General features: G+C 40.5%; 29 protein-coding genes. 2 read left to right on the top strand and 27 right to left on the bottom strand.

The genetic code is table 11. From position 1 onward, the window contains the following. Window positions 1-29 precede the first annotated feature (29 nt). Window positions 30-446, bottom strand: a complete 417-nt coding sequence (locus CBG49_RS15530) for a nuclear transport factor 2 family protein (protein ID WP_088595193.1) — start codon at window positions 444-446, stop codon at window positions 30-32. 134 nt (window positions 447-580) lie between these two features. Here CBG49_RS15530 and CBG49_RS15525 point away from each other — a divergent pair, with 134 nt between their 5' ends. Continuing rightward, the gene (locus CBG49_RS15525) at window positions 581-904 is read left to right on the top strand and encodes a winged helix-turn-helix transcriptional regulator (protein ID WP_088595192.1); all 324 of its coding nucleotides are present in this window, start codon (window positions 581-583) and stop codon (window positions 902-904) included. A gap of 68 nt (window positions 905-972) precedes the next feature. On the opposite strand, the gene CBG49_RS15520 is transcribed toward CBG49_RS15525, so the two are convergent. Beyond that, window positions 973-1518 carry an NAD(P)H-dependent oxidoreductase gene (locus tag CBG49_RS15520; protein WP_009419375.1) on the bottom strand — a complete coding sequence of 182 codons (546 nt, stop codon included), beginning with the start codon at window positions 1516-1518 and terminating at the stop codon, window positions 973-975. 94 nt (window positions 1519-1612) lie between these two features. On the opposite strand from CBG49_RS15520, the gene CBG49_RS15515 reads away from it, so the two are divergent. Beyond that, on the top strand, window positions 1613-1990 hold the full coding sequence (locus CBG49_RS15515; RefSeq protein ID WP_088595191.1) for a winged helix-turn-helix transcriptional regulator: 378 nt from the start codon (window positions 1613-1615) through the stop codon (window positions 1988-1990). A 136-nt stretch (window positions 1991-2126) separates the two neighbouring features. Here the strand turns inward: CBG49_RS15515 and CBG49_RS15510 are convergent, their stop codons facing one another. From CBG49_RS15510 to CBG49_RS15390, 25 genes are all read right to left on the bottom strand, one after another. Further along, window positions 2127-2576 (bottom strand): MarR family winged helix-turn-helix transcriptional regulator, encoded by a 450-nt coding sequence (locus CBG49_RS15510; RefSeq protein ID WP_088595190.1) that lies wholly within the window; start codon window positions 2574-2576, stop codon window positions 2127-2129. Next, the gene (locus tag CBG49_RS15505) at window positions 2551-3003 is read right to left on the bottom strand and encodes an EVE domain-containing protein (protein ID WP_088595189.1); all 453 of its coding nucleotides are present in this window, start codon (window positions 3001-3003) and stop codon (window positions 2551-2553) included. The genes CBG49_RS15510 and CBG49_RS15505 overlap by 26 nt, the downstream gene beginning before the upstream one ends. 62 nt (window positions 3004-3065) lie before the next feature. After that, window positions 3066-3620 (bottom strand): NAD(P)H-dependent oxidoreductase, encoded by a 555-nt coding sequence (locus tag CBG49_RS15500; RefSeq protein ID WP_088595188.1) that lies wholly within the window; start codon window positions 3618-3620, stop codon window positions 3066-3068. A gap of 189 nt (window positions 3621-3809) precedes the next feature. After that, a complete protein-coding gene (locus tag CBG49_RS15495; protein WP_227002916.1) occupies window positions 3810-4661 on the bottom strand; it encodes a hypothetical protein in 852 nt (283 codons plus the stop codon). 3 nt (window positions 4662-4664) lie between these two features. Next, window positions 4665-5096 (bottom strand): hypothetical protein, encoded by a 432-nt coding sequence (locus tag CBG49_RS15490; RefSeq protein ID WP_088595186.1) that lies wholly within the window; start codon window positions 5094-5096, stop codon window positions 4665-4667. A gap of 125 nt (window positions 5097-5221) precedes the next feature. Further along, on the bottom strand, window positions 5222-5599 hold the full coding sequence (locus CBG49_RS15485) for a VOC family protein (RefSeq protein ID WP_088595185.1): 378 nt from the start codon (window positions 5597-5599) through the stop codon (window positions 5222-5224). Between the two features lie 76 nt (window positions 5600-5675). Then, the gene (locus CBG49_RS15480; protein WP_088595184.1) at window positions 5676-6455 is read right to left on the bottom strand and encodes a helix-turn-helix domain-containing protein; all 780 of its coding nucleotides are present in this window, start codon (window positions 6453-6455) and stop codon (window positions 5676-5678) included. 126 nt (window positions 6456-6581) lie between these two features. Next, window positions 6582-9074, bottom strand: coding sequence for an excinuclease ABC subunit UvrA (locus CBG49_RS15475; protein ID WP_088595351.1), 2493 nt, complete (start codon window positions 9072-9074; stop codon window positions 6582-6584). Between the two features lie 8 nt (window positions 9075-9082). After that, window positions 9083-9439 carry an MmcQ/YjbR family DNA-binding protein gene (locus CBG49_RS15470; protein ID WP_088595183.1) on the bottom strand — a complete coding sequence of 119 codons (357 nt, stop codon included), beginning with the start codon at window positions 9437-9439 and terminating at the stop codon, window positions 9083-9085. A 57-nt stretch (window positions 9440-9496) separates the two neighbouring features. Beyond that, entirely contained in the window at window positions 9497-9991 is a 495-nt protein-coding gene (locus CBG49_RS15465; protein WP_088595182.1) for a 3'-5' exonuclease, read from the bottom strand. A 40-nt stretch (window positions 9992-10031) separates the two neighbouring features. Further along, the gene (locus CBG49_RS15460; protein WP_088595181.1) at window positions 10032-10850 is read right to left on the bottom strand and encodes an alpha/beta hydrolase; all 819 of its coding nucleotides are present in this window, start codon (window positions 10848-10850) and stop codon (window positions 10032-10034) included. Between the two features lie 216 nt (window positions 10851-11066). Continuing rightward, entirely contained in the window at window positions 11067-11516 is a 450-nt protein-coding gene (locus CBG49_RS15455) for a hypothetical protein (RefSeq protein WP_009413888.1), read from the bottom strand. Window positions 11517-11567: 51 nt separating this feature from the next. After that, a complete protein-coding gene (locus CBG49_RS15450) occupies window positions 11568-12527 on the bottom strand; it encodes a zinc-binding dehydrogenase (RefSeq protein ID WP_088595180.1) in 960 nt (319 codons plus the stop codon). A 252-nt stretch (window positions 12528-12779) separates the two neighbouring features. After that, entirely contained in the window at window positions 12780-13490 is a 711-nt protein-coding gene (locus CBG49_RS15445; protein ID WP_088595179.1) for an ATP-binding cassette domain-containing protein, read from the bottom strand. Beyond that, window positions 13487-15028 carry an ABC transporter permease/substrate-binding protein gene (locus CBG49_RS15440; RefSeq protein WP_088595178.1) on the bottom strand — a complete coding sequence of 514 codons (1542 nt, stop codon included), beginning with the start codon at window positions 15026-15028 and terminating at the stop codon, window positions 13487-13489. The genes CBG49_RS15445 and CBG49_RS15440 overlap by 4 nt, the downstream gene beginning before the upstream one ends. A 116-nt stretch (window positions 15029-15144) precedes the next feature. Further along, window positions 15145-15570: a YybH family protein gene (locus CBG49_RS15435; RefSeq protein ID WP_088595177.1), complete on the bottom strand. Its 426-nt coding sequence runs from the start codon at window positions 15568-15570 to the stop codon at window positions 15145-15147. Window positions 15571-15621: 51 nt separating this feature from the next. Next, a complete protein-coding gene (locus CBG49_RS15430; RefSeq protein WP_088595176.1) occupies window positions 15622-16269 on the bottom strand; it encodes an NADPH-dependent F420 reductase in 648 nt (215 codons plus the stop codon). Window positions 16270-16384: 115 nt separating this feature from the next. Further along, the gene (locus CBG49_RS15425; RefSeq protein ID WP_088595175.1) at window positions 16385-16975 is read right to left on the bottom strand and encodes a Crp/Fnr family transcriptional regulator; all 591 of its coding nucleotides are present in this window, start codon (window positions 16973-16975) and stop codon (window positions 16385-16387) included. A gap of 155 nt (window positions 16976-17130) precedes the next feature. After that, window positions 17131-17823 carry a LytR/AlgR family response regulator transcription factor gene (locus CBG49_RS15420; protein WP_088595174.1) on the bottom strand — a complete coding sequence of 231 codons (693 nt, stop codon included), beginning with the start codon at window positions 17821-17823 and terminating at the stop codon, window positions 17131-17133. Then, window positions 17820-18902: a sensor histidine kinase gene (locus CBG49_RS15415; RefSeq protein ID WP_088595173.1), complete on the bottom strand. Its 1083-nt coding sequence runs from the start codon at window positions 18900-18902 to the stop codon at window positions 17820-17822. Before CBG49_RS15415 ends, CBG49_RS15420 begins: the two co-directional genes overlap by 4 nt. Before the next feature lie 30 nt (window positions 18903-18932). Further along, window positions 18933-19520 (bottom strand): outer membrane beta-barrel protein, encoded by a 588-nt coding sequence (locus CBG49_RS15410; protein ID WP_088595172.1) that lies wholly within the window; start codon window positions 19518-19520, stop codon window positions 18933-18935. Window positions 19521-19709: 189 nt separating this feature from the next. After that, on the bottom strand, window positions 19710-20645 hold the full coding sequence (locus CBG49_RS15405; protein WP_088595171.1) for a DUF6268 family outer membrane beta-barrel protein: 936 nt from the start codon (window positions 20643-20645) through the stop codon (window positions 19710-19712). Between the two features lie 100 nt (window positions 20646-20745). Next, entirely contained in the window at window positions 20746-21558 is an 813-nt protein-coding gene (locus CBG49_RS15400) for a hypothetical protein (RefSeq protein WP_088595170.1), read from the bottom strand. Between the two features lie 2 nt (window positions 21559-21560). Beyond that, the gene (locus CBG49_RS15395; RefSeq protein WP_088595169.1) at window positions 21561-22613 is read right to left on the bottom strand and encodes an AAA family ATPase; all 1053 of its coding nucleotides are present in this window, start codon (window positions 22611-22613) and stop codon (window positions 21561-21563) included. A 64-nt stretch (window positions 22614-22677) separates the two neighbouring features. Then, window positions 22678-23316, bottom strand: coding sequence for an NAD(P)H-binding protein (locus CBG49_RS15390; protein ID WP_088595168.1), 639 nt, complete (start codon window positions 23314-23316; stop codon window positions 22678-22680). Between the last annotated feature and the right edge of the window lie 96 nt (window positions 23317-23412).

Here is a 23412-nt window from a genome sequence, read left to right as displayed (position 1 = left end):
TCATAGTATTCTCTACGAGCGGGGAAATATTATTTCTGTTGGTTAGATAACCTAAGGGCTTCTGTCCAAAAAGTGTCTTCTTCGTCTATGTGTTCAGAGAATAACCAAACCTCTTGTATTTTGTCGTTCTCTACCCGATAGAGATCAATACCTCTCATTCGCATACTTTTGTCAAAAGCAAAGACCTCAAAAGCGACAGCAGCAGCTACCAAAGGGTCGTTTTCGGTGATATAATCAATTTGGTCAATAGCAAAAGTGCCTCCACTGAGTTGCGACATTCTTCCCAAATGAGAGAATACTGCCTCTTTACCTTTGTAGCTACCTGAAAGAGCCCCTTTCCCTGGTTGATGCCATACTAAGTCATCGGCTAATAAACTGCCTACTTTCTCAAAATCTCCTTTAGCTAAGGAGACATAAAACTGATGTACAATTTCTGTTTTTGTCATTTTTATATGAATTTTTCTTTGTTATTTCACTGCAAAATTATACCTTTGTATCCAAGCACACAAGTACTTACGAGAAAGTAAGCACCTTACAAAAAAGTTAGAATTACTCAGTATCAAATAGAAAAAATATTGCGATGAACGAAAAAAATATTAACAAAGACTGTCCTGTATGGCGAACAATGCAAATAATGGGAAGCAAATGGGCAATGCTTATACTGTTTCATCTCAGTCAGCACACACATCGTTATGGAGAACTAAAGCGTGCCATTCCACAAGTGAGTGAAAAAGTACTCAATGAAGAACTAAAAACGCTCTGTACTCATCAATTGGTAGCAAAAGTGAGTTATCCAGAAGTACCTCCGCGAGTGGAGTATTCCCTTACAGATTTAGGTAAAGAAGTCTTGCCTATCATAGAAGCAATTATCCGTTTTGGAAATGACCACTTGAAGAATAGCTAATGAAAACCCTCCCCGCTCGTAGTATTTCCTATCAGTGGGGAGGGTGCTTTTTAATCCTAATTTGTGTGTTATTTCAGCGAAGAAAGAAATGCTAACAATCGTTGGGCTTGCGCTTTGGCTTTTGCTTCTATATCCTCTTTGGTATAACCTGCATTTACTGATGTCCCGTGAAAATAAAGAGGCTCTACATACTTCATCTGCGCATAATAAGCCGTTTGCGCTAAGTTCTTGCAAAACTCGTATACTTTGAAATGGTGTTCTCCCAAAGTGTGATATTCACTTTCGGGTGCCCCAACGGTAAAACTTGGGATAAAATATTTCCCTTTGAGCTTATCTCCTTGTGAACCATAAGCAAACTGATACGTGAAAACCTCATCAAACCAATGCTTGAGTATAGCTGGCATATTATACCAATAAAAAGGATATTGAAAGATAACCTCTTGATGCTTGAGTAAGGCTTCTTGCTCTGCTTTTACATCTATTTGAAAGGTAGGGTATAGCGCTGATAAATTTCTGATTTCAAAATCTATATCGCTACGAGAAAGCTCCTCTATGATAGCCTTATTAGCTATCGATTGGTCAAAATGGGGGTGTGCTAAAATTACTAATGCCATATCGAAATTATTTTTTAATTTTGGCGCAAAATTATAGTACAACTTTCAATCTGGCAATAACTATCTAAATAGATACTTTATAATTTCAACTATTATGGAAACAAAAATAGAGTGTACAGCCCCCAGCGTTCGCTTAGGAGAAAAGACCTATCCTTGTACCATTGCCGTAGCGATGGATTTGATAGGAGGAAAATGGAAAGCCGTGATTTTGTATCATCTTAAAGAAGGTGAAAAGCGATTTAGCGAACTGAGAAAAGACCTCTATTCGATAACCGAAACTACGCTGAGTATCCAGCTAAAACAATTGGAAAACGACGAGCTTATTTCTAAAGTTGTCTATGGCGAAAAACCTCCTTTGGTGGCTATCTATTCACTCACCGACTTAGGGAAATCTTTTTTGCCCATACTCGATGCCCTTACCCAATGGGGAAATAAAATTGTGCTTGAAAAAGGAACTTTCCTAACGGAATAAAGCACAATTATTAATTTCCAAATTTTCTAATTTGCTAATTGCTCAATTATTCTCCGATCCCTTTTTCAAAATATTCACTCCATTAATACCCAAACAAAAACCTATATCAAGGATAGCAAGGAGCAAAACGATTCTGCTAATTCGTCAAAAGTTTGTGCAGTTGAGCGTTGAACGAGGACTGTTCGGTTGCCAAAATACTGAAAAATTCATCGTCGAAAGCCTCGACCTTAGCGACAGCTTGCGCGATAAGTTCGGCACCTTGAGCGGTGATAACAACTACTTTGGCGCGGGTGTCGGTCTTGTGTTCTTCCCTTGTAATGAGGTCTTTGCTCTGCAAAGTGCGCACCACTTGCGAGGTAGTCATTGGGTCTATCTTGGTGAAATTTGCCAAAGATACCTGCGTGATTTCCTTTCCTTGTTGGGCAAACCACTGGGCACTCGCCAAGAGTACAAACTGGGGGTGTGTGAGATCGAAAGGTTGCAACACTTTTTTAATTCCGCGTTGCCATAACATACTTACCTGCCAAAGTAAAAGCCCTGAGCTTTCTTCGGCTCTTAAACTAAAAATTGAGTGCTGAGAGGTCATTGTGTAACATTTTAGAGGCTATAAGTTTAAAATCGTTCTCGGATATTTCTAAAATACCAAAGCGAAAAGGATATCCCCACGCTTTTTTGTTAGGGATAAAGTCCAATAGCTCGATAAGGTCAGCTATAGGAGTTTCTTCGCAGTCTACAAAAGTAATATTTCTCCTAAACGGACAGAAATTTTCACTCATCTGAAAGGCATAGACTTCCTCGTCTTTCACTCTGCCAATAGCCGTGAAGGCTTGGCATTTGTCTTCCTTTCCAAAATAGCGTTTGGAAGAGTAATAGAGAATACCGTCTCCCTCCTGCATACGTTTCAAAGGCTGTGCCTTTCCGTGGCAAGCTTGGGCAAATCCTCCCGCAACGCCCATTTGTACGTGGTCTTTGCTCGCCACGATAATCCAATATTTGATAGGTCTGTTTTTCATTTATAAATGGAATAAAAACCGTGTGACACACTGCCACACGGCGATTTTTATCAATTGCAAAATTAGTTTAATTCTTTGATTTGCGCAACCAATCGAGCGGCGTGCTCTTTGGCTCTTTGTTGTAAGGTTGTAAGTGCTTCTTTGGGCATTACCTCTGGAATGTACTTCATTCCATAAGAGATTACAGGCTCTTGGAAAAGCAGTTTGCAGTGATTGGCAGTTTGGCGGTGAATATTGAGAAAATCGGTAAACGGATAGTTCTGTGCGCCACCGTGTTGGTAAGCCTCTTCAGGTGCTCCGGTAGTGAAAGAAAGGATGAGTTTCTTGCCCATCAGCTTGTTGTCGCCATAAGCAAAGCCGTGTGAAAACACGTTGTCTAACCATTTTTTCAGCAAGGCAGGAAGCGAATACCAATTCACAGGGAATTGCCATACAATTACATCTGCTTTTACAAGTTTAGCTTGTTCGGCAGTTACATCAATTTGATAGTTAGGGTAGAGAGCTTGCAAGTTACTTACTTCAGCCTCAGGGAGCAAGCGTTTTATTTCTTCTAAAATAGCCTTATTGGCGTTAGACGTCTCCATAGTAGGATGCCCGTTGATAATTAAAACTTTCATATATAATTTAAATTTACTTCTTTATTCGGGCGCAAAGGTAATATGTTTTTATATAATAAGCAAACTTACTATATATTATTTTATAAATATTTTTTTAAGGTGTAGGTATTACTACGAGTTAGGGATATAAAAACTCCCCGCTGGTAGATTTCTCTTTCAGCGGGGAGGGGGGGGTGTTTTCTAAAGGTTCTATGGCTTTTCAGATGTTAGTGAAGGAGAGGCATTATAGCCACCCACAAACCATTCCTTTTTCTCGATATCAAAACTTAGTATTTCTACAGATGAATTGTCCTTAACATAGAAAAAATAAGTGAAATTTTGATATTTAGCTCTAAAAAGACAAGAAATTGCTACATTATCAGGGGCTAATTTGAGTCTTATGAGTAGCTTTTTTATAAAAAGAGAAGTTTCTTTGTCTTCTTTTAGGGTTTCAAAGTCTTTGTTTATATCAGAAATACGTTTTCCAAGCGTATTATCAGGAATATAATCATACATTTCATTGGTTTTAGGGTTAAAGTAGCCTAATATGTTAGCTCTCCCACCGTATTGTTGTCCTGCTTCTATATGAAAATAGAATATACCTTTATATTCTTTGGTTTCTATACTATGTGCAAGATTTGCAAAAGCTCCCGTATGAGGATAAAAACCGATATAGTAAGTTTTATGTGTCATTGTAGTTAAATCAAAACTTACGGCGGTTACTACTCCCCAACAAGAATAGAAAACAAGTAGCTTATTTTCTAAATGAAATCCTTTGATGATATTATAAGTATAATATGCGCCTTCTCCTATTGATTTTCCAAAAATCCAATGAAGGTCTTTTTTATAAGTAGAGACAAATATTTTAGTTGCTTCTCCTGATTTTTTGTCTATATAAAGTGTTCGGAATTCGGCTTGCTTCTCTCCACTGTCATCTCTGACTAATTGTAGGGTAAAGTCCTCGAAGTCTTGTTTGTAGATGGTATCTATATCTATCTTAGTTTGACTAAACATATTTTGAGAATAGCTAAGTATAAAGATTAAGAATAGGAATGTTTTCATAGGCTAATTTTTAGAGGATTGTTTGATTTTATCGAGTTTAATTCCTAACCAAATGGCTATCCCTAAGGTATGTATACCACAAAAATAGAAGAATGCTGTTTGTATTTCATATAAATGATGTCTATCAATCCAACTACCATCTTCTAAAAAACTGAAAACTATGGCGCCTATATTTACTGAAATAAAGGTGAGTGCAAAAAATAGAAGAACACTTATTATTGCGTTTTTAGAAGTGAGTTTTATGTACTTTTCTATGATTTTAGCTATTAAGAAAGAGGGAATTACCCCTGCAAGTAGAGGGATAAAAATGGTTGCTATAATTGAATCGGCGGCATCTGTTCCGCCATAGATTGTTCCTAATATATATACTGAAATAACAACAACCATAGTCTCTATTATAATTGCTTTGCAAAGTAATGAAGAGGTATGAGGCATAATTTTAATGACGAATTACGAATTACGAATTACGAATTACGAATGATGAGTGCAAAGGTAGTGAATAATTAGCTAATTAAAAAATCCCCGCCGGTAGATTTCTCTTTCAGAGGGGATTTTCATTTTTATTCAGGTGCGGAATAGGTTACAATATCTATTCCGATGCCGTTGGGGTCTATAATGGCAAAATGGCGATCGCCCCAAGGCTCTTCGCGAAGTTCTATTGCAATGGGTACGCCCTGTTCTTTTAGCTTGTGGTAATAATCATCTACGTTCTCTACTTCAATGGTGAGATATACGCCCTGTTGGGTAAAAGGTTTTTGGAAGAGAGGTTGTTGCGAAGGGTGATTAGGCAACAAAAAACTGATTTCTGCCTCGTGATTGGGGGTGTGCAACAGCAAATAAAAGTCGTTTTCGAAAGTAACACCAAATTGCAATACTTGGGTGTAGAAAGCCTTGCTCTCGGCTAATTTCTCGGTGATAATACCTGCGTTTAATTTCATTCTGATAATGTATTTGTTATTCGGGGGCAAAAGTACCGCAAGCGCAGGGAATACGATTGTAAAAAACGGACATTCTTTAGCCCAACACCTTACTCGGTGTATCGCCATAGAATGTTTTAAACGATTTGATAAAGTGGGCTTGGTCGTAATAAGTGTCTAAAAAAGAATGGTTGTGATAGGCTTTTGCACTTAGTATATGTTGGAAGCGCACAATATTGCTAAAAGTCTTAGGACTATCGCCTATGTAGTAGTCGAAAAGGCGGCGCAACTGTCGGGTGCTGATGCCGGTATCCAACTCACTGATGTGTAGGCTGCCTTTGCTTTGCAATATCTGCAAAAGTGCTGAGAAAAAGCGGTTGTCCATCTGCAAAGGGCGTTGTGATAGGTGACGGAGAAAATAGTTGTCCAAATGCTGTGCTATGGTAGCTAACGAAAGGGGAGATTCCAACTGCTGAGCGATAAAAGTAGCCAAAGCAGGAACTACCTCGCGCAAAGGAATTTCTTGTGCACTGATTTCAAAAGCATCCTGACCAAAAAGTAGCGGAAAGGCACTGGGCAGAAAGCGAACCCCCACATAGTGAAAAGTCCCCGTTATGGGAAACTCTATGTATGTATTGCAATACCCCATAAGGGAACTCATCTGCGCGTTGTTGCAGTCAAAAAATAGGTCTATACAACCATCGGCAACTACTCGGTAGCAGAAAGGCGTGTTACGCGGAGGTGATTTAAGTTCCCAATAGCAATAGATAAACGAACGCAAAGCCTCACACGGAAGAAACTCGGTATAGGTAACCTCTTTTTCTTCTGTAGGAATAACCGATTGCATAGGGTGATAATAGGGGCGAAGTGATAACATGTTGTTTGCTATTGATGAAGGGCAAAGATAGAAATAATTAGCCAATTGGCAAATGTGTTAATTATTATAAAAATCCCCGCTGGTAGGCAAAGCCTACCAGCGGGGATTTTTATAATTTTACTAGGTTTATAAATATTTCCCTGTGATACTATTGGCGTTATTCTTTACTGTTTGAGGAGTGCCTTGAGCTACGATTCTTCCGCCTGCGGCACCGCCACCGGGACCCATATCGATAATATAATGAGCATTGCGAATGACGTCTAAATCGTGTTCAATCACTATCACGGTAGCTCCTAAGCTAAGGAGGCTCTGAAAAACACCGAGCAGCACACGTACATCTTGCGGGTGTAGCCCTATGGTGGGTTCATCAAATACGAAAACGGTATCGCTCTGTCCTTTACCCATTTCGCTGGCTAACTTAAGGCGTTGGGCTTCTCCGCCTGAAAGCCCTGGGGTATCTTCGCCAAGCGACAAATAGCCTAATCCTAACTGTTGTAACACTTGTAGTTTTTGATTTACTAACTTCAAATCGGTAGTTACCTCTATTACTTGGTCTATACTCATACTCATCAGCTGGGGTAGACTGTATTTTTCGCCATTCTTGACGGTGCGAAATACTTTATAGGCTTCGCGCTTGTACCTGCTCCCTTTGCAATCAGGGCACACAATATCAACATCGGGGAGGAACTGCACATCTAAGGATATTTGCCCTGTGCCGTCGCAGGTAGGGCAACGGAGGTCGCCTGTATTGTAGGAGAAGTCGCCTGCCTTATAGCCGCACTGTTTGGCATCGAGGGTTTTGGCGTAAATCTTACGGAGTTCGTCGTGAATACCGGCATAGGTAGCTACCGTAGAGCGAACATTGATACCTATAGGGGTAGCATCGATGAGCTTTACCTGACGAATACCTTCTGCTTTTACCGATTTGATGTGCTGAGGTAATTTCTTCCCCATAGCGTTTGCCTCTAAAGCGGGAATTAGGCTCTCTAACACTAAAGTAGTTTTGCCTGAGCCCGAAACCCCTGTAACTACTGTAAGTCTCCCCTTTGGAAATTCGACTTCTAAAGGGTGTACGGTGTGTATAGCATCGGTAGAGAGGTGTATGTTTCCCATAGAAAAGAGTTCGTTTTTTGGGAGTTCTGCTGGCAGTTTGCTCTCTTGCGATAAGTAAGGTGCTATTACCGATTCCTTATTTTGTGTTATTTCATCTACCGTTCCTTGTGCGATGACGGTTCCGCCATTAGTCCCTGCGCCTTTGCCCATTTCTACAATCTCATCGGCGTGAGTAAGTACTTGGGTATCGTGGTCTACCAATATCACCGAATTGCCGTCGGCTATGAGGTCGTCCATCACCCCTGTTAAGCCTTTGAGGTTGTGAGGGTGTAGCCCGATAGAGGGTTCGTCTAACACATAGAGCACCCCAGTAGTGCGGTTGCGTACAGCGCGTGCAAGCTGTACGCGCTGGCGTTCGCCAGTGGAAAGGGTAGCTGCTGCACGGTCTAAGGAGAGGTATCCCAAGCCTAAATCGATGAGGCGGTGGGCGGTATCGGTAAAGGCTTCGCAGATGTTTTTAGCCATTGGGCGCATAGCTTCTTCTAATGAATCGGGGACGCCTGCTACCCAAACCATTAACTCATCGAGCGTCATAGCCGTAGCTTGGTCTAAGCCAATGCCCCTAAGGCGTGGGGCACGTGCCGCTGGAGAAAGCCTTGTGCCGTGGCAGTCGTGGCAAACGTCTTCTTTTAGGAACTTCTCGAGGCGTTTCATTCCGCTATCGTCTTTTACCTTAGCCAAAGCGTTTTGTACGCTATACACAGCACTGTAGTAAGTGAAATCCATTTCGGCAGTTTGTCCTGTTTTGGGGTTTAGGTAGAATATATGTTTCTTTTCAGCAGGCCCGTGGTAGACTATTTCTTTTTCTTCGGGGGTTAAATCCTTGAAAGGCACATCGGTACGCACGCCCATTTCGCGGCATACATCTTTCATAAGTGACCACATCAGGGTGCCCCATACCACTACTGCTCCTTCGTCGATAGTGAGGTTTTGATCGGGGACTAACTTGCTTTCGTCTACCGTTCTGACGGTTCCTATTCCGCCACAGGTAGGGCAAGCCCCACGACTGTTGAAAGCTAAATCTTCAGCCCCAGGTCCGTAGAAATGTTCGTGGCACTCGGGGCAGGTGATTTCTTGCATAGCTGCTACAGCAAACGAAGGTTTTACATAGTGTCCGTTAGGGCAACAGTGATTGGCAAGCCTTGAGAACATCAGGCGGAGGCTGTTGAGCAATTCGGTCATTGTGCCGAAAGTACTGCGGATACCAGGTACCGTAGGGCGCTGGTGCAGTGCTAAGGAGGCTGGCACGTAGCGCACGTCGTCTACCTCAGCGCGTTCGGCTTGCGTCATTCGTCGTCTTGTGTAGGTAGAAAGCGATTCTAAGTATCTTCGTGAGCCTTCGGCATAGAGAACTCCTAAGGCAAGAGATGATTTGCCAGAGCCCGATACGCCTGCAATCCCTACAATCTTATTGAGGGGTATATCGACGTCTATATTCCTGAGGTTATGTATTTTAGCCCCTCGAACTTCAATATTTTTGGGGCGTTTAGGTTTTTCTTTTTTCATAGTTGTCATTATTTTACTAATTTGTTTTTCTGTGAAGAAGCTACTAAATCATACGATTGTTTTACATAAGCCTTGATTTTATCATCGGGCATATCTTCATTGAAACGGATACCCACCCAATACTTTTTGCTTAGGTTAAAAGGGTCTTCTACTGCCTGATAATTTGCTTTGAGTTGTTCTATCTCATCGGGGTTGCATTTGAGCGTGCATTTGTCAAACTTATTGATATCAAAGAAGCAAAACATCTTTGTACCCACATAAAAAACTAAGATTGAATCAGCATTTTTAAAGAACCCCGAAAAGGGCATTTTCTCATACGTATCAGGCAGGGATAGGCAAAAGTCTCTAAATTCTTCTATATTCATAGTGTGAGCCCCACGGGCAGTTTAGGGTTTATAATTGACATTAGTTTTTTTAAGGTCTCACTTGAAAAGTTCTAAAGCGATATGTGCACAAGCCTCGGCATCGGCTAAGGCGTGGTGATGTTGCTTTAAATCAAACCCAAAATAAGCGGATACAGTGTCTAACTTGTGATTCACAAGCTGAGGGATGAGTTTACGCGCTTTTCGGCAGGTGCAAAAGAAAGGATTAGTGTGTTGAGGGAGCTCATAATAAGCTAATACTGCTCGCAAACAGCCTTCATCAAAAGTACTATTATGAGCTACAAGGGGTAAATCTTTTATTTTTGGTAATATTTCTGCCCATACTTCGGGGAAGAGCGGTGCATTTTCGGTGTCGCGCTGCGAAATACCGTGTATTTGGGTGTTAAAATAACTATAAAAGTTTGGTGCAGGTTTAATCAGTTGGTAATAAGTATCGACAATCTCGTTATTTTCTACAAAAACGAGTCCGATACTGCATACGCTACTGCGGTATTGGTTGGCGGTTTCAAAGTCTAAGGCTGCGAAAGTGTTCATTTAGGTAACAAGTAAAGTCAGTGTTTATATCGAACTCACGTTATTTAAGTTGTTTTTTCATCCATTGACTTACCTCGGTGGCGGGGATATCTTCTTGGTTAGAGAAAACGTGGTCGGTTTTTGGAGTGATTGTTAATTCGGCGTTTTTATAGAAATACAAAAGATATTCACTATACGAGTAAGGTACGGCTCTATCACCTGTTCCGTGAATGATTTTTACCTTTCCTTTGTAACGCTTAGCGGCTTCAAAAGGCTTTATGCGTTGCCCTGAAAGAATATAGTCCTTGCCTACGGTAATTTTGCCTGAGAAGAGGCTCACCTTATCGGGGACATTTAGGGGGTCGAAGGTAGTGCCAAAAAAAGACCCTTGTAACATATTATCGTGAATGATAACCGCTGGAGCCAGCATTGCCACTGCCTTGATTTTACTCTTGCCGAGTTCTGAACTGAGCAATATTGAGATCAGCCCTCCTTGTGAATGACCATAGATGCCTATTTTACTCACAAAAGGCAGTTGTTCAACATACTGAACAATACGGCGTGCATCTTCTAATTCGTTATCGAGGCTCATTTTTTCGAAGTCGCCATCGCTTTTCCCGTGTCCGTTGAAGTCGAAGCGCACAGAAGCAATGCCTTCTTTGGCAAGGGTTTCGGCTATAGTAATGTTTATTTTCTCGTTGATATTTCCAGTAAAACCGTGAAACATAATCACCACGGGGATTTTCTTTTGGTTGAAATTGTCGGGAGTAGTAAGTACCCCTCGGAGTTTGCCTACCGCACCTTGTATTTCTATGGGTTCAGTTTTGGCATTAGCCCAAAAAAACGTCGTTAAGAACAATAAAGTCAATACTTTTTTCATCTTATCTGATATTTAGGGTTTATTATTTTACGGGGACTATATAGTTATCCATTTGAAATGACTCTGTGATGAATAATGAGAGTTCAACGTAAGTAATTGTTTAAAAATCAGCAAAGTATTTTAATCTTCCACAAAACCAGCGAGTTGGCGCTGCTGGGTAATGTGGAAGATAAATTTTCACGAAATTGACAATTTTACGTTTACTAATTTTGAAGACTACTTTTTCAATCGTTTGAAAACAAAGCGGGTGATAAAAAGCCCTGTAGAATCGTCTTTACCTGAATTACTTTCTACACCACTGGTAACAAAGGCGAGCTCCCATCCTTCTTCACTCATTGCATTGAGTTTGGAAGTGATAAGGGCATCGTTGGCAGCGATATTCTGAAAGCGAATTCCTCCGAGGTTAAAGAAGTTTAGCAACTTGGTTTCGTCAAAACCTTTGACACGAATCTCATCACGGTCGCTTTTGTTACGTTCATCGCCGTCTTCGGAGCGGGTGGTGGTAAAATCTTTGTAATTGCGCTCATCGTTAGTTGAGATCAAACGAGAACGACCGATTCCATAAGGTACGACCGATTCTACAGCAGTTACGACTTTAAATTCGTAGGTTTGTGCTGTAGCTACAAAGCCCACAAGGGCTAAACAGAATAAAAAAATCTTTTTCATTGGATTTGTATTTGATGATTTAGGGGCAAAGATACGAAAATAATTAGCAAATTAGTTAATGCGCACTACTACTTTGCCATAACCTGCACTACTTTCAACATATTGATGAGCAGCAACTATTTCTTCTAAGGCAAATACTTTTTCGGGAGCAACGGGTACATCGTGTTCGTCAATATAAGCAAATAACTGGGTAATCTTTTCGGCATTTACACTACCTGAATAGAAAGTGGTAAGATAGGCATTGTGCAAGAGGTCGCGAGTAGGGTCAAAGTCCTCTAAATACCACTTACCGCCTAAAAGTCCTGTAGCACAGATGATGCCATATTCTTTTATATGGGCAAATGAATCCTTAATACTCGCAGGTCCCACCAACTCTAATATTTTATCAAAACACTCATCGGTAGCCAAAACGTTATCATTATCGGCGATAATAGCATCGTAACCCAACCCCAAGAGTACAGCTGTTTTCTCAGTGTTATTACCTCTGATAGAACCTACTACCCTCAGCGTAGGGTATTGAGCTTTTACCAATCGTAAAAAAGCAATGCCTACCCCACTGGCAGCAGCACGCACCAGTACAGTATCGGTGGGTTTGATTTGTAGATTCTGCATAGAGCCAAAAGCAGTGTAGTAGGTTTCGGGTACCGCAGCAAGTTCCGCCCAACTCAGTGTAGTGGTTATGGGGTATACTTGTCCGTTGGGCAAAAGGGTATATTCGGCATAACTGCCGTCAAAAGCTCTACCCATTTCACCCATTAGCGAAACAACAGTCTGCCCTTTTTGCAAAGTAGGACTGGTAGTAGCTTCCACTACCCCTACACACTCAATGCCTAAGATACGCGGAAAAATAACCGAAGGTGAGTGCCCTTGCCGCGTGAATATCTCCGAACGGTTGATGCCAAAGCCTTTTACTTTTACTAACGTCCACCCCTCTTTGAGTGTTGGGATAGGGCGTTCTTCTAACTGTAATTGTTGGGCATCGCCCGCTTTGTAAATAACGATAGCTTTCATTTTTATAAATTATTAATTAACGTGAGTTCGACGTAAGTAATTACTTAACAATCAGTAAAATATTTTTAATCTCCCACAAAGCCAGCGAGTTGGCGCAGCTGGGTATGTGAAATACGAATTTTCACGAATTTGGGAGTGTATAAAAGTCTTTATTTTTTATTATCTCACGAATTTTCACCTGACGGTGAATTATTTTGTGAATATATTATGATATAAAGCTGTAAATCAATGTTCTGTTATATCGAACTGACGTTAATTCACTAATTGTCTTACAAATTCATTGGCAGGGTGTTGTTTAATCATTTCGGGGGTGTCGTATTGTTGAATAATTCCCTTATCTAATACTAATACTTTGGTACCCAGTGTTAAGGCTTCGGCTATGTCGTGAGTAACAAATACGATAGTAGCCCCTGAGAGCTGATGCAGCACTTTGAGCTCTCGCTGTAGCTGCTGACGGGTAATGATGTCTAATGCTCCAAAAGGCTCGTCCATTAAGATGATTGAAGGGCTTGCCGCTAAGGCTCTTGCAATACCTACCCGCTGCTGCTGTCCGCCCGAAAGCTGATGTGGGAATCGGTTGGCGAGTTCAGGGTCGAGGTTTATCTGTTGTAGTTTTTCGGTTACAATGTGTGTGATGTCGGTTTTAGAGTAGTTTTTCAGACGGAGTACATAAGCAATATTCTCAGCAACAGTGAGGTGCGGGAAGAGGATATTCCCTTGAATTACATAACCTATGTTGCGGCGTAAGGCAATGAGGTCTTCCTCCAAAATATTCTTGCCGTCAATGTATATTTCGCCTTTGTCTGGCAATACCAGCCCGTTAATCATTTTTAGTATGGTGGTTTTGCCAGAGCCCGAAGTGCCTATGATAGTGAGGAAAGTGCCGCTTTCAATGGTGAGATTGAAGTCAGCAATAATTTCCTTACCATTATAATTTTTGTGTATATGAGAAAAAGTAATCATCGTTGTGGGTCTAAAAGTCCTTTTTGTAGCAGATAGTTTTTAGCAACTTCTTCAGGTCGTTTCCTTTCAGTTTCTACTAAGAAGTTGAGGTGCGCCATCGTGGTATTGTCTATTAGCAGGTTCAGCTTTGCCAAAGTAGTGCGCAAGGTGGGGTAGGAGGTCAGTAGCTCGGTGCGTACCACCGTACCTGCCTTGTAGGAGGGGTACATATTACGGTCGTCTTGCAGTACCACCACCTCACTGATAGAAAGTTGTCCGTCGGTAGTGAATACTACCATAGCATCAATTTTTTTATCACGCATCGCCTGGTATTTCAGTCCGATGTCCATATCGATTACTTTACCAAAGTGCATACCATAGACTTCTTGCAGTTGCTTGTAGCCGTCTTCGCGCTCGAAGAAATCATATTCAGCTCCAAAGATAAGTCGCTCGCTCACCTTAGCCAAGTCAGTAAAGGTTTTGAGCTGGTATTTTTGAGCCATTTCCTTGCTCACTGCCAAGCTATAAGTATTGTTGAAGCCATATAGGTTAGCCCATTCCAATCCATATTGCTTTTTATAGGCAGTTTCTAAGTCGGCGAACTTGTTCTCGTTGTAAGGGTCTTTGCGCTTGAGTACTGCTTCCCACGCGGTGCCAGTGTACTCGGGGTACATATCAAAGTCTCCGCGCAACATTGCTGGGTGAATGTTGGAGGTGCCACCCCCTACACCATTGGTCAGTCGCACCGAAAGCCCCGTGTCTTGTTCAATAAGCAAAGAAAGCATCTGCCCCAGCAAATAGCTCTCAGTCATCGGTTTGGTAGCGATATGTATATCTTTCGTCTTTTTTGGCGAAAGCACAAAGAAGAGAGTGATGAGCAGTGCCAACACTCCTATTCCTACCAGCTTTAGCGGATTGCGCTTATAGGCAACTTCACGGTGCACCAATCGTTGCTCTACTTTTGCCAAAAGAAAATCAAAACCTAAAGCCAAGAGGGCTATCAGCACACTGCCTATGAGGGTCATCGTACTATTATTGGTAGTGATACCTCTGTAGATAGCCACCCCCAAGCCCCCGGCACCTACAAACGAGGCAATCCCTGCCAGCGCAATGGTCATCGTTACCATATTGCGAATGCCCGACATCAGTACAGGCAGGGCTAAAGGAAGTTTGATTTTCCAAAGCAGTTGCCTGCGAGTGCTACCCATTGCCTCTGCAGCTTCTACAATCAGCGGATTGATTTGGGTAATACCCGTATAAGTACTGCGGATAATAGGTAGTAAAGCATAGAGTATTAGAGCAATAAGAGCCGTGAGGTTACCTACCCCCGTAATAGTGATAAAGAAACCCAATAAAGCGATAGAGGGGATAGTATAGAGCACATTCACAGCCCCCAAGAGCCAAACGGCATACTTGCGGTACTCGCTGATAAAGATCCCCAATAGCACCCCTATAAACGTTGCGATAACAATTGCCAAGAGCGAGATAAGTAAATGCTCAGCAGTCAGGTGCAGGAAGAACGGCGCTTCCTCACGAAGAAGAGTGATAAAATTTACCAATGTGTTGATGTGTTAATTTACCAATGTGATAATGGTGCAAAGATAAAAATAATTAGCCAATTAGCCAATGTGTCGATAACACATTGGCTAATTAAATGGTTGAAAAAGATTCTGTTTTATTGTGGGGTATTGTACATATACCTTGCTATTTTCCAAGCGCCTTTGTCTTTGCGCAATACAAAAGTCTCGCGATAACCACCCGTTACTTCTGCTCCGTTAGCTGTACCTGCTGAGGTAGAAGTTACGATAGCATAGTCTTTAAGTAGGGTTACCTTGTCGATAGTTACCTTCAAATTGAGCTTAAGATTTTGAAATACATATTGATAAGTACCTAAAATCTGCTCACTACCTACAGCTGTAGGGGCTTGCGGAGCCAATAGCTCGGCATCAGAGGTAAATAATGACACTATTTTAGTAGCATCAGAGGCGTTAAGTGCTTGAAAATAAGTATTGATAACTCCTTCAACAGCTTTTTGTTCTTTTGATTGGGCAGTTGCACTAAGCCCTATCATCACGGCGATAAATAAAAATACTTTCTTCATTTTTGTAAAATATTAATTGTTAATTAGCTCATCGGCAAATTAGCAAATCGACTATTTAACCAATTGTCTTGCTTCTTCTAAGGTAACGGGTTTGTCTACAGCTCCTGCTTCGTTTAGGTCGCCGAATACCTCTAAACGGATAGACTGGTTGAGACCTCCTACACGTACGGGTTCAAAACCTGTATCTTTGATAAGTTGCTCTACCACTGGGTTGATACTTACCTCATCGGTAGCGTAGAAAAGCACTTTGCGTGGAGTGGTAAAGGCTTCAGCACTGAGCGATCCTGCCAATAGGGTACCTAAGGCTTTTGCCAAGTGCGCTCCTTGTGGCAAGTGTGAGGCGTTGATTTCACCTGCTGAGGCTTCAGCAGCAATTACTTTCTTAAAGCCTCCGTTTTCATCGGGAGCAATAGGGTTAGATACATCTACAATTACTTTTCCTTTGAGTGCCTCAGCGTGTTCTTTCAAGAAGTCAGCAACAAGTGGAAAATAAATAGCGGGGATTACGATGTCGGCTTCTTTTACCGCAGTAGCGATGTCGGCTACTTGTGCGTTTTGCCAAGCTTTAGCAACTTCTTTTACTTTGGCGGTATCTCTACCTGCTACTATAAATTTGCGACCTGATTTGTTAAGGTTTTCGGCTACTGCCTTACCAATGTTTCCTAAGCCTATAACGGCAATTTTTTGTTCTGTTTTCATTTTAATAATACGTTTAAAATTCTGGTGCAAAGGTACGGCGATACGGCAGGCGAAAGCAATAAAGTATTTTAAGAAATACGCTTAAAATACTTTAAGGTCGTAGCACGACGGGTAATTATCCATTTCTTAGCAATTCGGTTTTTACATTGCTAAGCGATACGGGAGTGATTCCTAGAAAAGCAGCGATTTGCGTTTGTGGTAGTCGTTGTAGTAGGTGAGTATAGGCTTGGGTGAAGTATCGGTATTTTTCTTGTGCCGAAGCACTGATACTCAATAGGAAGCGTTGTTGAAGTTGGGCGTAGGCTTCTTCTATCAACACACGGAAGATGCGGTTAAACTTAGGCGAATAGCCGTAGAGTTGAAATAAATCCTCTCGTTTTATCTGTAGTACAGTGGTGTTTTCGAGGGCATCAATACTGAACTCTGAAGGTGTTTCTTTATAGAGGCTCATTAGGTTGGATATCCACTCGTTTTCAGCAGCGAAATGTACAATATGCTGGGTGCCTTTCTCGTTGATGGTGTACATCCGCAGGCAACCACTTACTACAAAATTGAGCACGTGGCACACATCGCCTTCCTGCAAGATGTATTGCTTCTTGCGGTACAAACGTGGCTGAAAAGCCTCAGTTACATAGGCTTTCTCTTCGGCGTTAAGCGGAATAATCTTCTCAAAATGATTGATAATTGGGGTGATATAGGGTTCCATAGTATTCATTTGTTCAGGTAAAGGAAAATATAGCAGAGTTTTTACAGGTTAATTTTTAGAGGATTGCTTGATTTTATCGAGTTTTATCCCTAACCAAATGACGAATGACGAATGACGAATGGCGAATGATGAGTGCAAAAGTAGTGAATAATTTGCTAATTAGCAAATTTGCTAATTACTTCATACGCCCTGTCTATAGGGATTTCTGTTTCACCTATATACACAAATTGCTGGGTGTAGGAGGTAACGTGTTGTATATTCACTACATAACTTTTATTAACGCGTACAAATATCGACTCAGGGAGCTGGTTATGTATGTTTTTGAGATTAATCCACGTGATGTAGCGGTCGGTGAAGGTGTGGATAATCACGTAATCTTTCAATGCTTCTATATATAGGATATCGTTATGAGGAATGCGGTAATTCCGCCTGTTAGCACGGATACTAATACATTGTGTATCAGTAGCCTCAAAGTCTGTTTTCTGCTGAGTGAGCAGTTGGTGGTAACTTTCGGCTTTGGCAACGGCTTTTTTAAAGCGTTCGGGGGTAATGGGTTTCACTAAATAGTCGAGGGCATCTACTTCATAGCTTTCTAAGGCATATTGGCTGTAGGCGGTGGTAAAGATAACCAAAGTATGTTCAGGTAAGGTTTTGGCAAACTCCAAACCATTGACTCCAGGCATTTCTATATCCAAAAAGAGTAAGTGTACTTCGTTCTTTTTCAGAAAGTCGGCAATGCCTACAGTGTTTTTGAAGGTGCCTACTACATTCAAATGACTGTATTGCCTGATGAGGCGCTCCATACCGATACGCGCTAAGGGTTCATCGTCTATTATCAAACAATTCATAGTTGTAGAACTAAGGTTACTATATATTCTTGTGGTAGAGCTTCTTGCAACAGCTTAAAACGCTCCCCATAGAGCAGTTCCAATCGGCGGCTTAGGTTGGGCAAGCCTATGCCACTACATTTGTGTTTTGGATTGGGTTGCAAAGGTACGGAATTTCTAACAGAAAAGTACAACCTCCCTTCTTTTTGCTCACATTCTATATAGATATAGGTGGGGGCAAGGGCGTCGGTACTGTGTTTTACGGCATTTTCGGCTAAAATAAGCAGAATATTAGGGGGCAGTTGTATGCCTTGTAGGTTTTTTTCGCTGTAAGTAATTTCATAAGTAAAATCATCACGGCGCATTGCTTCCAAAGAGAGATAATCTTTTAAAAAACGCAGTTCCGAACTGAGAAAAACCTGTTCTTCGTGCGTTTGATACAGCAAATGTCGCAAGAAATCGGAGAGTTTGGTAATGGTATAAGAGGCTTTTTCGGGGTCGATATACAACAACGTGTTGATGCTGTTGAGCATATTGAACAAAAAGTGTGGTTGTATTTGGCTTCTTAGGGCTTGTAGTTCACTCTCGTTGGCTTGTCGTTCCAATTCTTGCATCCTCTTGCTATCTTTTACCCATATTTGTAAGGTTTTGATAAGCGTAGAAGTCATTATAAAGGGCACTACATAAAATGAAGCAGAAAAAATTATTATAGAAGCAGGAGTTTTTGTTGTTGCTATGATTTTTCTTCCTATCATATACTCTTTCCATAGTACAAAATTGAGATAATAGGTAGAACCCAGCATAAAAAGTACCCATAGCGAGAGGAGGGTGATATAGGTAGCGAGCTTCCCTTTGAAGAAAAAACGCGGAATAAACACATACATATTCAAGTAAAAAGTAGCGGTAAGTCCCAGCCATTTCTCTATCCAATCCCAATGGTCTATCATTCCTTCGTAATCACCCCATTGTTTGCTTAGTGTGAAAAGTAGCAGTAATGAGCTACAAGCCACAATATGCCGATAGATACGAAATCTATCGGCAATAAGGAACTGCAAGAAGAGATTGTTCTTCAAAAATATGTATGGATTTTCGGTAGTCATTAGTGAGAGGGCGTTGTTAGTCGTTAACCATTAAAATCTGTATCCTAGTCCTACAAAGATAGAGCGTGTGTGCAAATAGTCGCTACTGTGGCGAGGATCTTTGGTAAGGAGATTGGCTAATCCTAAGTAGAAATTGGTTTCTATAAAGAATTTTTCGTTGAAGTTGTATTCCAAACCTAAGAGCGCCCCATAGTCAAATTTTTCAATATCCTTTCTGGTTAATGAACGGTATTTGTTTTCAAAAGGAGTAACCTCAGGTATATAACTCACATAGCCTCCTACTTTAGGATGTAACCCACTGATATCGTATTTGATAGCCAGAGGCACATCAATTCTGTGAAGTATTGTTTTTCCCTTTCCTATAGTGGAATAATTGGTATATATTGCCCTAAGATCTAACAATAATTTCTCAGAAGCAGGGATTTCAACAAAGAAACCACCATAAGAAGAGGTGCTAAAAGGCTCTTTGTCCGTTTTGTTTTGTCCTTCATATCGGTCGTCGTGAACATCTTTGCTCATCAATCCAATTCCACAACCCGCATGGACGCCAAATTTTACTTGTGCTGTAGCCGTAGCGGTGAACGCTATCAAGGCTATAAAGATAATAATTTTTTTCATTTTTTTATATGTTTAAAATTAATATACATAAAAAATATATATTTTCATTATTTGTTGTAATGAAAACTAATTTTTACAGTAACAAAAGTACGCTAAAATGGATGATTAGAATAAAAAAAGGTACTTTTCTATACCAAAAGTAGGAATTGCTATACTAATCCCTGATACCTATCCCCTGACGCCTGCCCCTTATTTAATTGTAACTCCGGCAGCGAAATACAATGCAGGATTGAACTGACTGGAGCGAGAAGTGCCGTCTTCATTTTTAGCTTCTGAGGCAAACATAGCACTGAGTTTGCGCTCTCTATAACGCCCTGAACGGATAAAACTTCCCCCTACAGTAAGTGGAATACTCACGTGTTTACCTATCTTGAACTCAGGTTGCAATCCTACAACAAAAGTCTGCTGACTGAATATTTCCTTTTCTCCATTGCGCCTGAGGTAAGCGGAATATCCTCCCATATTAGCTATTAATTTAAAGTCGAGGTTTTCGCGGTAGTTATACCCTAAGGCAACTTTTAGCCCATCGATACTCCCTACTTCAATAGTAAATTTATCGCTAAAAGCACCATTGTATTTAAAATAAAATGCAGGGAACACCATAGGGTAACCGAAACTATTGTTCAGCGCTACCCCACCTCCTATTTCGATATTAGGTCGACAGTGCCATACAAGTATAAAAGCACCATTGGCTACTACATTTTCACCTATGTGAATAGACGAAAGACGATTTTCGGGGGTATAGCTCCCCGCACCGAGTGCCATAAGCATAGACCAACGTTCCTTTAATGGACGTAAGTGGATAGCACTTACCCCGAGGTTCATCACCTCTGAAGGTAGTTCTTTCCCGATAGGAAAGTTATGGTTGTTCATCTTTACAAAAGTGCCGTTAAGCCCTACACCCCATAAGGTAGGTCGCTGGTAAGGGTCGTCTTCCTCAGGGGTTTGCATAGAGAGGGGCACCAAAGCCCCCACAGAGTAAATCATAGCCGAACCATCGCCTATATTGCTGTCGCTTACTGCATCGTAGAACTCGGAATTGCTTATATACTCTGCTTTTACACTGATTTGCGCTGAAACACTTACTGCAAAGAGTAATGTTATAAGAGTTATTATTTCTTTCACTATAATAAAGATTTAAGTATTACAGAGGCAAAAGTACAGAAAAACGGATTGTTAGAAGAAAAAGAGTTGTTTTTCTATACCAAAAGCAGGATTTATTAGACTAATTTTCTATAAAAGCTCTCAGTTCTACAAGATCGAGGTATTTTGTGTAATCAAAATTTTTTTTAGCGTATTTGTAGTAGTTTTCTATTGAAAAGTTAGGAAGTTCTTTAGAGAGGGCTTTAGCAAAATCTTTCCCTTGGTAATAGACTAAAAACTTCAACTCATCAAAAAAAGACTGTGCTTCAAATAGGGTTAAGAACTCTTGTAGGGTAGTTTCAAAAGTTTTCTTTGTCCATTGTTGATTACTCTTGTTAAGTACCTTTTCAATCAGTTGCCAAGCATTAGCCTTACAAGAGCCTAAATCTAATGCATTAGGTAGTGTACCACTCCCTTTTTCCCAAGTAGTATCAAAACTATTGGCAAAACGCAAAGCCCCTAAAGAGTGTCTTACGGCTTGGTAGTATTGTAACTCTTTGGCTACTTTTATAAAGAATGTTTTTACGGCTTCTTCTGTAGCAATTCCATAGTTATTTTCCTGTTCTTGAAGAAAATGAAAAAAAGTCTTTACATCTAATAAATAGTTTTCGATGGTAGTACGATAGCTGTAACAGGTTTTCTTTTCAATAATAAGTCTTTCTTTATTAGGAATAGGTTGGTCAAAATCTCTATCTCTAAAGAGAAGGTAGTCTTTGGATTTTGATAACTCCCTTTCTTGATTATTTTCCAAATACTGGACGATGGCTTTACTTCCTAATTTTCCACCGATGGGCTTGATTAAAATATTGTTCAATCCATCAATAACTTTGTTAAGTATTGTAATATCGTGGCTTTCCTTCTGTCCCTCACAATAAATAGTAATAATTTCAGACATAATTATAATCTAATAAATTGGTCTTTGTCAAACATTGTTGCAACGTTTTCGGAATGAGTAGTGAGTATAAACTGGTTGTTGTAGCCTAATTTAGGCAAAGCGCGAATAAAAGCCTGTTGCAATGGGGAGTGCAGGTGTAGTTCTATTTCATCAATAATAACAATAGAATTATTAATATTATAGCGTGCAAAATCCATCAAGATAGGGAAAATAGCGCGCTCACCAGCTGACATTTCAGAGAGTTCATAGTCGTTTTTGCCGTCGTTTAAAAAGAAATCGGGAGCAGTACTTTTTTCGTAAATATCAAAACGAGGGGTAGCTCCTACAAATTTTCTATCTGTAAAAACCTTACTATATAGTTCTGATATTTTTTGGTAAAAATCAAACGCACCTGCTTTTAACTCTCGTCCTTTTTCAAGAGCTATATGAAAACTATAAGCATTAGCTAAAAAGGAACGAATAGCGTCTAACTGAGAGACATCTCCTTCAAACATATTGTTCACACTATAAGAAGTACGCTGTTCTGTATACCAATAGATGTTACCTACTTTTTCAAAAAGTTTATTTTTATCGATTTCAAAAGAAGTGAGTTGTTTAGCGTATTGATGCCCAAAGAATTGAAAAAGATTTCCTCCTCCCTTACCTCTAACAATAGGCTTCTTTTTTTTATAATCAAAAAAAATGTTGACTGTCTCATTTTTATTAGGGAGATCTAACTTATTCCCCATTTTCTTAAGTCTTTCAGCATAAAGAACTGTTTCATTGAGTTCTTCTTCTGAAAAGTCAATAGTCGCCTCTACCTTTAAAGGCATACGTCCTCCGCTTTGTATAAAACGGTATTCAAAACCACTCCAATCGATATCTTCTACACTAAAGTGATCACGTGTAAGGGGGGCTATCATCATTACAATAGCTTGTAACAGAGAACTTTTCCCTGTACCATTATTCCCTACAATAAGGGTCATATCATTTATCTCTCCATCTTTGTGAAAAAAAATAGTTTTTTGTTCTACAAAACGTTTGTAATTTCGAAGAGTTATCTCTTTTATTTTCATATTCTTTTTACTATTGAACTTAGAGAAGGCAAAGTTAGAAATAATTTACCGATTTACCAATTTATTATAGCTCAAAAATTTTATCTAAAACAAAAGTGAAAGTTCCTTTAGGGGAGTTGTATACAGCCGATAACATTTTTTCGGCTAATATTTCGGTAGGCATAGGGCGGTAACGTTTTAAAATGCCTAATTTGTTTAAAAAGTTGAAGGCTTTTACTGTGAAGTTTTCGCCACTTCTGTCGCTATTAGAACGGATGAGTATAGAGGGTTGAAAGATAAGCAAGCGCGGAAAGTTAAGTTTTTTAACTGCCTCTTCTAAAGCCTCTTTCATACGGTTGTAGAACAATTTAGACTGCGCTGTAGCTCCTGCTGCAGATACCAATACGAAGGTGGGCACTCCGTTATTCTTACAATGCTCAGCAAAAGCGTACTGATAGTCGTAATCCACACGCCATTGGGCTTCTTTAGTGCCTGCTACAGCTAAGGTGGTTCCCAAGCAAGAGAAAGCTACATCGCCGTGCAACAAATCAGCCCACGTCTCGGGGGTATCAAAATTGACCACGTGAGCGTGTAGCTTCGGGTGGGTGAGGGCTAAGGGTTTACGCACGAAGCAATGCACTTCGGTATAAGCGTCGTCGTTCAATAGTTGTGTTACTAAATCTTTTCCAGTAGCGCCTGTAGCGCCGATGATAAGAGCTTTCATTTTTAGGTAAGAGATAAGAGTTAAGAGATAATTTGTTCTGCTGCACAAGGCTGCAAAGATACAAAAAATACTCGTGGGTTATGGATAAAAAGTATT

Source organism: Capnocytophaga endodontalis (assembly GCF_002209445.1).
Lineage (GTDB): Bacteria > Bacteroidota > Bacteroidia > Flavobacteriales > Flavobacteriaceae > Capnocytophaga > Capnocytophaga periodontitidis.
Note: the sequence above shows the minus strand (reverse complement) of the source record. Positions and strands in the feature narration are given on the sequence as shown.